Below are 12384 nucleotides of genomic sequence, written 5' to 3'. Positions count from 1 at the left end.
AAAATCGGAATCGATTTTCGGAAAGCACGATGCGAGGATTGAAAGTGTTACAGCGCCGTGCGTCTAAAAGACGCGCGGCGCTGTAAGCGCTCAAGCGCTTGTGGCGCTGCAAGGATGGGCGCCACCAAGATGAGGTTGAGCCGCTTGGTCAAAACAACGAGAAATCTCGGCGTTTGTGGCACTCCATTGTGTGCTGAACCTGTACGTCGCCCAAGATTTCGAACAGGACAAGGGTGCACGGGCGAGGCCCACACCCTCCCTCGGGTAAAGGTTGCAAGACCCTCGCCGAACAGACCGGTTGTTACATAGAAACAGTCATTTGACATCTCTGTAGCGACCGGCAATGCTGACCTACCAGTCTTCCAAATGCATCCGGGCGACGTCCTTCGTCAAGGGAAAGTGGGTCATGACAGCTTCCAGAATTCTTCGGCCGGTGATCGCCTTGGCGGTTCTGGCAGCACTCGGCATCCTGCTCTGGTTTGCAACACGCCCGCCGCCGCTGATCGTCCAAGGCGAGGTCTCCGCCAATCGGGTCGATATCAGCCCGCGTGTCTCCGGCCGCATTGCCAAGCTCAATGTCGATGTCGGCGACAATGTCGAGGCCGGCACTGTCATCGCCGCGCTTGAAAGTCCCGAACTGACGGCGGCACTTCATATGTCGCAAGCCGCCCTTTCCGTTTCGCAAGCCGATCTTGCCCGTGTCAACAGCACGCGTCCCGAGACGATCGATGCGGCGAACGCCGAACTTGCTGCGGCCGTCGCGGATGTGACCCTATATCAGGAAGAGTCTGGGCGTCAGGCCAGGCTGATCACCACCGGCGCCTCGACCCAGGCTCAGGCGGACCAGGCGGCCCGCAATCTCGAGGCAGCGATCCGCAAGCGCGAATCCGCCGAGGCCAATGTGCGGCTGGCGGTCGCCGGCTCCAGCAAGGAGGAGAAGGCGCTTGCCGCCGCGCAGGTGGAGCAGACGCGCGCCTCCCTCGATCAGCAGCAGGTCAACGTTTCCGAGTTGACGATCCATGCGCCGATCTCCGGGCAGGTCACGACGCGGGTTGCCGAACTCGGCGAGAATTTCAGCGCCGGCGCGCCACTCTTTTCGATTATCGATCTCCAGAACCCCTGGTTCACGTTCAACCTGCGCGAGGATCTGCTGAAGGGCCTGAAGGTCGGGGACAATTTCGATGTCGCCGTGCCGGCAATCGGCCCCGACAAGATCGCGGTCAAGGTGACCATGATCAATGCACAGGGACAGTACGCGACCTGGCGGGCGACGCGGGCGACCGGCGATTTCGATCTCAGGACGTTCGAGGTGCGCGCCGTTCCGGTAAAAGCCGTAGAGGGCCTGCGGCCCGGCATGAGCGTCATCGCCGCCTGGTCGGAGCGTTGAAATGATGCCGCGCGGGCGCGTGCACCCGGGTTTTATTCTCGTCTTCGCACGGGAGTTCCACTGGTTTCGCCGCCGGCCGTTCCTCCTGTTCCTGACGACGGTCCTGCCGCTGCTGCTGATGGGCCTTCTGGCCGCGGTTTTCAGCGCAGGTCTGGCAACCCGCCTGCCGATCGCCGTGCTCGATCAGGATGGCACCGATCTGTCGCGCCAGGTCATCCGCATGGTCGATGCCAGCCAGGATACGTCGGTCGCGCTTGCCGTCAGCGACCTCGCCGAAGGCCGGCAACTCATCCTCTCCGGCGAGGTTCACGGCCTGCTGATGCTGCCGCGCAATCTCGAGCGCGACGTGTTGTCCGGCCGCCGGCCGGAAGTGGTGTTCTTCTACAACAGCCAGACGATGACGACCGGCAATCTAGTACTGCGTGGTGTCAATGCCGCCGTGCCGACGGTGGCTGCGGGCATCAGATTGTCGTTGCGCACCGCCCAGGGAGAGCCGGTCGACGCCGCACAGGCAGCTCTCGCTCCCGTTCCGGTACAGGTGAACCCGCTCTTCAACCCCACCCTCAACTATGCCCATTTCCTTCTTGCCGCCCTGATGCCCAGCGTGCTGCAGGTGGTGATCATCACGACGATGGCCTATTCGCTCGGCCTCGACGTCGAGAGCCGCCACCGTCTGCGTATCCTCCGACGGTTGGGCGGCGGGTTGGGGCCGGCGCTGGCGGGCAAGATCCTGCCCTATACGCTGATCTTTCTCGCCGTGCTCGGCATCGCCGATCTGGTGCTCTTCGACCTTCTCGACATGCCGCTGCGCGGCAATCGCGCCCTGCTGCTGATGGCCGGCACCCTGTTTATCCTGGCAAGCCAGTTCATCGGCGTGGTGCTGGCGCTGTTGCTGCGGCCTATGGCGAGCGCCATCAGCATCGGCTCGCTGCTCGCCGCGCCCGCCTTCGGCTTCATGGGCATCGGTTTCCCGAGGATCGGCATGAACGACTTCGCCTATTATTACGGCCAGATGATCCCCGGCACATGGTACCTGATGGCAAGGATCGACCAGACGATCCGCGGCACGCCGCTCGATCTGTCGTGGAAGCCGATCCTCGTGCTGCTCTTCCTCGTCGTCCTGCTTGCATCCGTCACCGTGCTCCGGCTGGAGACGATGAGATCGAGGAACAGGCGCGAGGCGTCGGCACCGCGGGAGGCCACCCGATGAGCGGCGTGCTGGCGACCTGCCGCGTCGAATTGCAGCGCATCCTGTCGCTGTGGCCGGCATTTTCCGTGCTCATTCTGGCAGCCTGCATCTATGCGGCCCTCTATCCCCAGCCCTACCGGGGCGAGGCCCTGCGCGACGTGCCGATCGCCCTTGTCGATCTCGACGGCACCGACAGCAGCCGCCAGTTCGCCCGCCGCGTCGATGCCTCGGCCGATGTGTCCATCGGCGCCGAACTGCCCGACGAACCAAGCGCCGAGCGCGCGGTCTTCAGCCGCCAGCTCTACGGCGTCCTCGTCATCCCGAAATATTTCGAGCGCGACCTGCTGCACGGACGACCCTCGCCCGTGGCGCTCTATGCCGATGCCAGCTACTTCCTGATCTATTCGCGCATCTCCGGCGGCGTCTCTGCCGTCGCCAAGACTTTCGGCGCCGAGGTCGAGACCGCAAGACTGGTCGCCATGCATGTCGATCCCGCCATTGCCGCCGCGGCTTCCGACCCGATGCCGCTGACGGCGGTGCCGCTCTTCAACCCTCAGGGGGGCTATGCCACCTATCTCCTGCCCGCCGCCTTCGTTCTCCTTCTGCAGCAGATGCTCCTGATCGGCGTCGGCCTGCTGGGAACGCTGCCAAACGACGGGCTCGCCGGCTCACCGGCCGGCGCTCTCGCAACCGTGCTCGGCAAGCTGCTCGCCTACCTCGTCCTGGAGGCGGTGGTGCTGCCCTTCTATCTGATCGTGCTGCCTTATCTCTACGACATTCCAAGGCTCGGGGGACCGCTCATCATCTTCGCCGTCTCGCTGCCCTTCGTGCTTTCGGTCAGCGCGCTCGGGATGGTGGTCGCGGCATTGTTCCGCAGCCCCCTCACCGTCCAGCTGGTGTTTGCGGCGATCGGCATTCCCTTCCTGTTTCTCGCTGGCTTTTCCTGGCCGACTGAGGCGATGCCGAAAGCGCTGCAATATCTGGCGCTCCTGGTTCCCAGCAGTTCCGCCATCAACGGAATCGTATCGGTATCGCAGCTCGGGGCGCCGCTGAGCGACGTCCGCACGCCGTTTCTGACGCTCTGGGCGCTGGCGCTGTTTTACGGTTGCCTCGCGGTCGGATTGGAAGTCAGGATACGGCGAAGCCACCATTAGAACTCAAGAGTGAAGCATGATGTTGTCCGGAAACCGCTCACCCTTTTCGGCATCATGCTCCAGCGAATGGACAGTCGATGCTTGATAATGTCACATGGTCCGGAGGGCTCGCCGATCCTGTCGTCCAGGCCGGGACGTTGGCCGTGGTCGGTGCGATCGTCACGCGCATAGCGCTTCGGCCCTTCCCGAGCTGGAAGCTTGCCGGCCAAGTGTTCTTCTTCGCGGCGCTGACCGTCCTGCTGCTCTATCACGACATCGTGCCCTACGAAGTCGGGCCGGTGCCGGCTTCGACCTTCGAGCGTGTCTTCATCGCCCTTGCCAAGGTGGTCTGGTGGATCAATGCCGCCTGGGCGCTGATCGCCTTCGTCCGCGTCTTCCTGATCTTCGAGCGCCAGCCGAGAGAAGGTCGCCTCGTTCAGGATCTGGTCATCGGCCTGATCTATCTCGGCGCGATCCTCTCTGTGGTCGCCTATGTCTTCAGCTTTCCCGTCGGCACGCTGATCGCCACCTCGGGCGTCTTTGCCATCATCCTCGGCCTTGCGATGCAGAGCACGTTGAGCGACGTTTTTTCCGGCATCGCGCTCAATCTCGGCCGGCCCTATACGATCGGCGACTGGATCGTACTGAATGACGGTATCGAGGGCCGCGTCGTCGAAACCAACTGGCGCTCCACCCATCTGCTGAACGGTTCTAACGACCTGGTGGTGCTGCCCAACAGCTTTCTGGCCAAGGTCGGGCTGACCAATCTCAGCAGCCCCGACCGCAGTCACGGCGCCTCACTGACGGTCCGGGTCGTGCCGACGATCGGGCCGTCGTCGATCATCGAGGTCATGCGCGCCGTGCTTTTGAGCAGCGACTCGATCCTGACCGAACCGAAACCCGGGGTGCAGATCAAATCGCTGACATCAGATGCAATGGAGGTGGAACTCTCCTTCCGCGTCAGGGATATCGGCCAGGCGGGGCCGGCGAAGAACGAGATATTCGATCTGATCTACCGTCATATCAAGGCCGCAGGCCTCACCTTGGCACGACCGCTCGACGCCGCCGGCCCACCGCCCGACCAGTTGCAGTCGGAGGATATGGCGAAGCCGCACCGGCCGACGCCGCTCAAGCTTCTCGACGCCATCCCGCTGTTTTTCTCGCTGACCGAGGACGAGAAGGAGACGCTCGCAGGCTCGATGACGCGGCGGACCTACAAGAAGGATGCCATCCTCATCGAGCAGGGCGATACGGTCGCATCGCTGATGATCGTGCGCAGCGGCGCCCTCGTCGCCACCCGCCAGGAAGGCCATAAGGAAATCGAACTCGGCCGGCTGGCGCCGGGCGATTATTTCGGCGAAAGCGGGCTGCTGATTGGCGTCGGCGAAGCCGCCAGCCTGCGGGCGCTGACCTTCGTCGTCGTCTACGAGATTGCCCAGGTAAGCCTGACGCCGCTGCTGCACGACCGGCCCGGCATCGCCGAAGAGCTTGCCGCCACTTTGTCGCGCCGCATCGAGACCGGCCAGCATTCCTTCGCACCCGAAGGCGCCACGCTGAACGGTGGCTCGATGAGCTCGCTGGTGACGCGCATCCGTCATCTGTTCAAGGTGCCGCAATAGCGGTCCAGGGCAATGGTCACCGGGGCCTTTCACAGTTGGGATCATATCCCGCTTCAATGCGAACCACTCACTTGAACGCGCAGAGAAAAAGCGGGTCCTCCTTCGGTTGGATTCATCTTGACCGCTCACTCTTTTAAGAAGCCATGACTATCGGGCTGGTAGTCGACAGGACGTCTATTGCGCAACGCGCTTTTGGAAACTATCAACTCATCATATATGACATTATAAGTAACTTTATCGATCATATCTGAGTTGCCCGCGATGGGATCGCCCAAATCGAAACCTGCCCTCCAAAGGCTCGGATACGACGTCCGCGGCGCTCGCTTGCGGCGCGGCATGGCCGTGGCCGATCTGGCGGTGCGGGCGGGCACGTCGCCGAGCACCGTCGCACGCTTGGAAAAGGGAGATCCTGGTGTCGGGATCGGCACGCTCGCCGATATTCTCGTTGTGCTTGGCCTTGTCGACCGGTTGGCCGACCTGGTCGACATCCGGAAAGACGATCTGGGTCTGGCGTTGACCGCCGAACGCCAGCCACGTCGCGGACGGTCTTTTGCGACTACGGTGCGCAGGCAGAGGGCCAAGGGTAAGACAGCACAGGAGGATCCGGATGTCGTTGATCCAGACGGCGCTTCATTCTGATGCCTGAGTTCAACGCCCATGTCGTTCTCGGCGAGAGCCTGACACCCGTTGGCCAGTTGCGTTTCACGCAGGCGGGGCCGCGGCAGCTCTCGACTTTTGCTTACGATCCGGCTTGGATCGAAAATCCTCGTGCCTTTGCCTTGCAGCGGACATTTCCCCTTGAAGCTGGGCCATTTGGAGGGCGGCAACGAAGAAATTCCGAATGTTCTGGCAACGTGGCTCGAAACACTGGCTCAAGCCCACGAAGCGCTTCCGCTGCCAACGACCTATCGCGGCCGGAGAGCTTAGGAGTGACCAGCGAGACTGCCTAATGAACCTTAGCTTGCGCAACTCCTCGACTGGTGACGCTGATCCACCACCTGTTTAAGGTATCGCAGCAGTCGCCTGAGCTATTTCCGTCGGAACTTCTTTCGCGCCGCCCGCGCCAGGCTCTCGGCGAGAATCAGCAGACAGCCGACGAGAAGCAGAGCAGCGGCTAGCAGTGCGTCGACGTGGACGAATTTCACCAGAACGCCGACGGCGGCGATTAGCAGCATCGCCGCCAGCGCCAGCGCGCCGTCATCGATGAACATGCCGAAGAATTCCCTGAACGCGACCTTAAGAATATCCATCACGCGGCCACCTCGACATGGGTGTCGAGATACTGGCGCAGCATCCGAACCGCGACGAAGGAAAAGGCGCCAAGCACGGCAAGGATCGCCAGAAGTGAAAGGTCAGCACCGGGCCAGTCGGCGCCGACGCCCTCGCCGACCCAGAATATGCCGAAGGCGCTGAGCAGCAGTCCGACGACAAATTTCAGGCTGTTCTCCGGAACCGCCGAGAGCGGTTTGTGCACGAAGATGCCGATGATCAGCACCAGCAGGCAGGCCGCGGCGGCCCCAAGGCTGGCATAACCGATCATGCCGTGTCCGGCGCCGATGGCGATGACGATGAACACCACTTCGATCCCCTCGAGCAGCACCGCCTTGAAAGCTGCGGCCCCTGCCAGGAAATTGGCGCGGCGCTCGGCGGATTGACGCCGCAGGCTGTCGGTCTCGGTCGCGAAGGCCTTTTCCTCGTCGTGCAGCGCGATGAAGCCCGAAGCCCGCAGGATTGCCTTGCGCAGCCAGCGCAGGCCGAACAGAACGAGCAGCGTTCCGATCACGAACTGCATCAGCTCGATCGGAATAAGGGCGAGCAGCGGACCGAGCGCCAGTACGAGAAGAGCGAGAAGGGCGAGTGCAAGACTGGTGCCGATGAAGGCCGGACGCCAGCCCTGCGTGACGCCGACGGCGAGGATGATGGTGAAGGCTTCAACGACCTCGACGAAGGAGCCGAGAAATGCGGCCGTGACCGTCGAGGTGATCGTTGTCAAAGTTGTCATGGTTCTTTTCCGTTATGCTGGCGGAAATCACGTATCAGCCTGAACTGCTATCTCTTCTTACCGTTTTCCGGCTTCGGCAACATCATCTGGCGCGCGGCTCGGAACGAATCGCTTTGAAATCAGCCAGCAGCCGAGCGCCCAGAGCGCGCCGGCGCACCATCCAGCCAAGACGTCAGTGGGGTAATGGACACCAAGATAGATGCGACTCAAACCGATGATGACGGCGAGAAAGACGCCAGCGCCCATAACGAAAATTCGCGTCGACTGGTAACGCTGCGTTCGCGCCAGCAACGCGCCCAGCGTCAGATAGGTCACCGCGGAGACCATCGCATGTCCGCTTGGAAAGCTGAGATCGCTGACCTCGACGAGATGCGGCACGATGTCGGGGCGCGGCCGGGCGACGAGGATCTTCAAGAGCGTGCTCGCCAGCCAGCCGGTCAACACCGAGGAAAAGACGAAGATCGCGATCGGCCAGCGCCGGTCGAGCAGAAGATAGACGGTGACGAGAACCGTCATCAGCGAGAGAACCGTGATACCGCCGAGGCTGGTGATATCGCCGACGGCATGCGTCAGCCAGCCTGGCCCGATCGGCACGGCAAGTTCGCCCGGCCGTCGCAACGCCAGCAGGATCGCCTCATCGAAGCGGAATGTCTCGCCCTCCAGGACTTCGCTCGTCAGTCGCTGGAGCAGGAACAGTCCACCGGCGATGGATGCCAGCGTAATGAGCGTCAGCGGCTCATAGGCGGTAAGCCGTGTCAAAAATCCCCGTCGTTGAACCTCACTCATACCTGCCGCAGAACTCCCCTTACATCATGTTGATCCTCGCCAGATTGGCAAGGCAAAGCCAGGATTCAAGGCCTTGGTGCAATCAAGGACGCCGCCGAAAGGAGTTTTTCGGTTGGCGAGGCCAGCGATTTTGGTTCATCAACGCCATTAGCGAGATGGCGATCGCCCTGAATAGGTCGCCCGGTGATTGTCCCCTCGGCCTTCAGGCTGCGTTGCAGATCGATGCCTGACATGCGACCGATGTCAATATTAAGGACAAGGAGTCTATCGCCGTTGCCCGATCGCGAGCGAGAAAGGCCTCGGCGGATGCATATTCCTTGACCGGGAAACCGTAGGCGTTGAGCAGCCGCCCGAGGCTGCGCCGCAGGCTTGCGTCATCATCGACGACAGCGACCGTGCGGCGAAGGTTCTCCCCTCATGCCCCTCCTCTTTCGAACACATGCGAAAATAGCGGTCCCTGGTCAAATTAGGCCAGATGAAGTCGATTGATATGTCGTAAGGGGGAGGGCGCCCGATCACCCCGCCGGCGATGCCGTGTCCTGGTGGATGAGACCGGTGAAGCTCGCCACACACCTGGCTGTAGGATGCGGAAGTCGCCTGATATTCATGGCGAAGCCTGTTGGGCAGCGAAGATCGGCAATCAACATCGGCAGGTTTGTCGCTCCGACGTGGGTAAGCTTCGGATTTTTCAATACAAATTTCCTGGAAAACATCGGCAGAACCATCAGCATGCTGCAAATTTCGAAGACCGGCAACCAACATCGGCAATTTCTTGATCTAAGCATGTTAACCTGCTCACTATAATCATGTTTTCGAGATCCAAAGTTCGGTCATACCTGTCGCGCGCAGCCACGCGTACATGAACGCCTTGGAAGAGGCGAGCCAGCACGAAAACATCGTACCCACAAACTTTGTCTCCGAGCTCGTTAAGCCGTGTCAAAAATCCACGTCGTTGAACCCTCAGTCATGCCTGCCGTAGAACTCCCTTCAGAACATGCCGGTCCCGAGAGATCGGCAATCCAAAGCCAGGGTCATGACCTTGACATGCAACAACGTTCCCGAGCGTGGATTTTCTGGTCGTTGATGTCGCCGTCCATGACTTCATCAACACGGCCGGCATGCCGTCACGCCTACGATACAAAGGCGATCGTCGCTTTTAGAGCACATGCTCTCCCGCCCCAACACCTCACGATCCCAATGCCTTGTTGATGGCCGCGATCAGTGCAGCTCCGGAAAACTGCTTCTGCAGATAAGCAACGCATCCCACCTTTTCCGCCTCCGCCTTGACGGAGACGGTTTCCAGTGCCGTGATGAAAATCACCGGAAGGGTTGTCCCCTCGGCCTTCAGCCTGCGTTGCAGATCGATGCCGGACATGCCACCGAGGTCGATATCAAGGACAAGGCAGTCTATCGCCGTTTTGGGATCGCGAGCGAGAAAGGCCTCGGCTGATGCAAACTCCATGGCCAGAAAACCGTAGGCGTTGAGCAGCCGCCCGAGGCTGCGCCGTAGGCTTGCGTCATCATCGACGACAGCGACCGTGCGGCGAAGGTTCTCCACCTCATGCCCCCTCTTTCGAACATTTGAGAGATTAACGGTTGCCGATCAAATTAGGCCGCTTGGAGGTCGATTGATATTGTCCTTAGGGGAAGGAGCCGATTACCCCACCGGTGATGCCGTATCCTGGTCGATGAGGCCGATATTTGCGGCAATCGACACAGCCTCGGCCAGCGAGCGTACGCCGAGCTTTTCCATGACCTGATGGCGATGCACCTTCACCGTCCGCTCGGAGATGCCGAGAGCATAAGCGACCTGCTTGTTGGGACGGCCGCGAATGAGGAACCGGAACACTTCGGTCTCGCGCGGACTGAGGCCCGCCACCAGCGTGCGCTGGGCCTGAAGGCGGTCGTGTTCGGCCAGCTGTCTTTCATATTGAATGAGCGCCCGATCGATCGCCTCCATCAATGCCGCAGCGGTCGAACTCTTTTCCAGAAAATCCTTGGCGCCCGCCTTCATCGCCTCAACGCTTGCCTTTATGTCTCCTTCCCCCGTGAGGAACACGACCGGCAGTAGAGGCGCCAGCTCGCACAGCCGGCGTTGGATCTGCAGGCCGGATTGGCCGGGCATCTGAAGGTCGAGGAGAACACAGCCCGGCTCGCAAGCGGAAAGGCCGGCGAGAAACTGGTCTCCGGATTCATAGGCTTCGACCTTGAGACCATGTGCGGCAAGCAGCCTTGCGGTCGCCGTCCGGTAGGATTTGTCGTCATCGACAATATGGATGACCGGTTTCATCTCGATTGCTCCGGCCTGCGGGCGAGCGGCAAGGCCACCCGAAAGACCGCGCCGCCTTCCGGTCGATTGTCGGCACGGATGGTGCCGCCATAAGTCTCGACAATGGCGCGGGCTATCGAGAGACCGAGCCCCGTACCCGCTTGTTTGGTTGTGTAGAATGGCTCGAAGATGCTGTTCAGTCTCTCCTCGGGAATGCCGTCGCCGGTGTCTGAGACCCGCAGCTCCACCTTCTCGTTCGCCAGTCCCGTTGCAAAGGTGAGCGTTCTCCCGGCCGGGAGGGCATCCAGCATGGAATCCATCGCGTTGGTCGCCAGATTGAGGATGACCTGCTGCACGTGAACCTTGTCGGCACGTACAGGCAATTTGCCGGGCAGCTGGGTTGATGTCAGCTTGATTCCGCGGCGTTCCGCCTCGCCGTGAATGATGTGGATCGCGCTCGACGTGACATCGTTGAGGTCGAACTCCTGCCAATCGATCTCGTCTCTCTTCTTGAGCAATCCTCTCATCCGGCTGATAATATCACCTGCGCGCTGATCGTCTTCCTGGATGTCGAGAAGGATCTGCTGGATCAGTTCGTGGTCCGGCTTCTCGCTTCGAAGCAGCATAGACGCTGCCTCGGCATTGTTGCGAATGGCCGACAGGGGCTGGTTCAGTTCGTGAGCGATCGACGAGGACAATGCTCCGGCTGTCGCGGACTGGTTGAGATGGACGGCTTCAAGCAGGTGCAGACGCGAGCTGCGCTCTGCGTCGCGACGGCGCCGCCGCTCCAGCAGGAGCACCGAGATGATGCTGGCCTGCGCCAGCACCAGGCCTCCCCCCGCCACCAGCATGACCCAGTGCTCCTCCCAGAGACTCCTCTGCTTGTGCATCTGGATCGTGCCCGGCGGCAGATCCTTTTCGGCGAGCCCCCAGCGCTGGAGTTGCCGGGCATCGGCGACATAGGTCTGTGGCGCTTCGAGATCCGAGACCTGCTTACCGGCAATCGCATCGATGACGAGGTCGCCGACGGTCCGGCCCAGCGCTTCAAATGTTACGGTATTGCCGCCGACGACCCCATGATCGATGTATGTCTGATAGGGGCCGTAGACAGGCGCGCTGGCGGTCGCTGCGATCTGTCCGATCGCATCGCGCGGAATGAAGTTGCGCCCCGCCCGATCCTTAAAGACCGTCAATGCCAGGATGATGCTGTCGGGCGGCACACGGGATGCCCGCTCGACGAACTCGTCGATCGTCAGGTCTTCCAGATAGGTCGTCTCGTAGGATTTCGAGAACTGCTCGAGAGCCGCGCGGGCCGTCGCCAGCCATCCGCGGTCGAAGTCGGATGAACCGCCGAGAATGTAGAGGTGGCGGGCATCGGGTTGCAGGCTGCGGGCCATCTCGGCCGTCTTCAGAATGTCGAATGTCGTGAAGGCTCCGATCACGTCATCCGGCAATTCGATCTTCTCGGCGGTGGCTGTGCCGAAACCGGCGGCGACGATCTTTGCGCCAGGAGCGATCGTGCCGCGGTTCGCGGCTACGAAGCTCGCCGATTCCTTGCCGAGGGCCACGACCACATCCGGGCGGCGCGGCGCGTATTTCTCGCCGAGATATCGTGCCATGCGCGCGACATGGTCGCCTTCCGGAAACCGCGAAAGATCCAGGAACTCTGAAAACAAGTCGATCTTGCCGTTTGTCGCCTCCAGCAGTCGGCTCCGCAGCGCCTCTCCGGCAGCAGTCGTCGCCGCGATCCTCTCATCATAGGGATAAAGAACGAGGACCCGGGGAACCCGGTTGGCAATCGAGGTGTCGGAGGCTGAGGCATGGCGACTGGACAGACTTATGGCGACAACCGCCAACAAAAAGGCAGTGCAGCACAATCGACCTGACCATCCGCCCAAGCCCATCCGCTTTCCCCCCAAAGCCGGGCCGACAATAACAGCTTCTCGCTGCGGCGTCATCTGCGCATTACTACTGTCGATTGCCACCGCATGAAGAGATT

Annotated in this window: 12 protein-coding genes and 1 pseudogene; 5 read left to right on the top strand and 8 right to left on the bottom strand. The window is 61.4% G+C overall.

What is annotated here, in order from left to right; translation table 11 throughout:
* Nucleotides 1-406: 406 nt before the first annotated feature.
* The 5 genes from C3Y91_RS32305 (at nucleotide 407) to C3Y91_RS32285 (ending at nucleotide 5967) form a co-directional block, all read left to right on the top strand.
* Nucleotides 407-1387, top strand: a complete 981-nt coding sequence (locus tag C3Y91_RS32305) for an HlyD family secretion protein (RefSeq protein ID WP_168576265.1) — start codon at nucleotides 407-409, stop codon at nucleotides 1385-1387.
* A 1-nt stretch (nucleotide 1388) separates the two neighbouring features.
* A complete protein-coding gene (locus C3Y91_RS32300; RefSeq protein ID WP_168576264.1) occupies nucleotides 1389-2597 on the top strand; it encodes an ABC transporter permease in 1209 nt (402 codons plus the stop codon).
* The gene (locus C3Y91_RS32295) at nucleotides 2594-3730 is read left to right on the top strand and encodes an ABC transporter permease (RefSeq protein WP_168576263.1); all 1137 of its coding nucleotides are present in this window, start codon (nucleotides 2594-2596) and stop codon (nucleotides 3728-3730) included. Before C3Y91_RS32300 ends, C3Y91_RS32295 begins: the two co-directional genes overlap by 4 nt.
* 77 nt (nucleotides 3731-3807) lie before the next feature.
* Nucleotides 3808-5328: a mechanosensitive ion channel family protein gene (locus C3Y91_RS32290; RefSeq protein WP_168576262.1), complete on the top strand. Its 1521-nt coding sequence runs from the start codon at nucleotides 3808-3810 to the stop codon at nucleotides 5326-5328.
* Nucleotides 5329-5589: 261 nt separating this feature from the next.
* Nucleotides 5590-5967: a helix-turn-helix domain-containing protein gene (locus tag C3Y91_RS32285; protein ID WP_018069873.1), complete on the top strand. Its 378-nt coding sequence runs from the start codon at nucleotides 5590-5592 to the stop codon at nucleotides 5965-5967.
* 389 nt (nucleotides 5968-6356) lie between these two features.
* On the opposite strand, the gene C3Y91_RS32275 is transcribed toward C3Y91_RS32285, so the two are convergent.
* From C3Y91_RS32275 to C3Y91_RS32240, 8 genes and pseudogenes are all read right to left on the bottom strand, one after another.
* A complete protein-coding gene (locus tag C3Y91_RS32275) occupies nucleotides 6357-6581 on the bottom strand; it encodes a hypothetical protein (RefSeq protein WP_018069872.1) in 225 nt (74 codons plus the stop codon).
* Entirely contained in the window at nucleotides 6578-7330 is a 753-nt protein-coding gene (locus C3Y91_RS32270; protein WP_018069871.1) for a COG4280 domain-containing protein, read from the bottom strand. The genes C3Y91_RS32275 and C3Y91_RS32270 overlap by 4 nt, the downstream gene beginning before the upstream one ends.
* A 57-nt stretch (nucleotides 7331-7387) precedes the next feature.
* Nucleotides 7388-8116 (bottom strand): phosphatase PAP2 family protein, encoded by a 729-nt coding sequence (locus C3Y91_RS32265; protein WP_018069870.1) that lies wholly within the window; start codon nucleotides 8114-8116, stop codon nucleotides 7388-7390.
* A 188-nt stretch (nucleotides 8117-8304) separates the two neighbouring features.
* Nucleotides 8305-8483, bottom strand: a pseudogene (locus tag C3Y91_RS32260) (two-component system response regulator); the annotation flags it as partial.
* 148 nt (nucleotides 8484-8631) lie between these two features.
* Nucleotides 8632-8847: a hypothetical protein gene (locus tag C3Y91_RS32255; protein ID WP_163861970.1), complete on the bottom strand. Its 216-nt coding sequence runs from the start codon at nucleotides 8845-8847 to the stop codon at nucleotides 8632-8634.
* Between the two features lie 455 nt (nucleotides 8848-9302).
* A complete protein-coding gene (locus tag C3Y91_RS32250) occupies nucleotides 9303-9674 on the bottom strand; it encodes a response regulator transcription factor (protein WP_024319899.1) in 372 nt (123 codons plus the stop codon).
* 99 nt (nucleotides 9675-9773) lie between these two features.
* Nucleotides 9774-10406 carry a response regulator transcription factor gene (locus tag C3Y91_RS32245; RefSeq protein ID WP_168576261.1) on the bottom strand — a complete coding sequence of 211 codons (633 nt, stop codon included), beginning with the start codon at nucleotides 10404-10406 and terminating at the stop codon, nucleotides 9774-9776.
* The gene (locus tag C3Y91_RS32240) at nucleotides 10403-12289 is read right to left on the bottom strand and encodes a sensor histidine kinase (protein WP_168576260.1); all 1887 of its coding nucleotides are present in this window, start codon (nucleotides 12287-12289) and stop codon (nucleotides 10403-10405) included. The genes C3Y91_RS32245 and C3Y91_RS32240 overlap by 4 nt, the downstream gene beginning before the upstream one ends.
* Between the last annotated feature and the right edge of the window lie 95 nt (nucleotides 12290-12384).

It is taken from the genome of Rhizobium ruizarguesonis (assembly GCF_012349115.1).
Classification (GTDB): Bacteria; Pseudomonadota; Alphaproteobacteria; order Rhizobiales; family Rhizobiaceae; genus Rhizobium; species Rhizobium ruizarguesonis.
The sequence above is the reverse complement of the archived record's forward strand: the minus strand, read 5'-3'. Positions and strand labels throughout refer to the sequence as shown.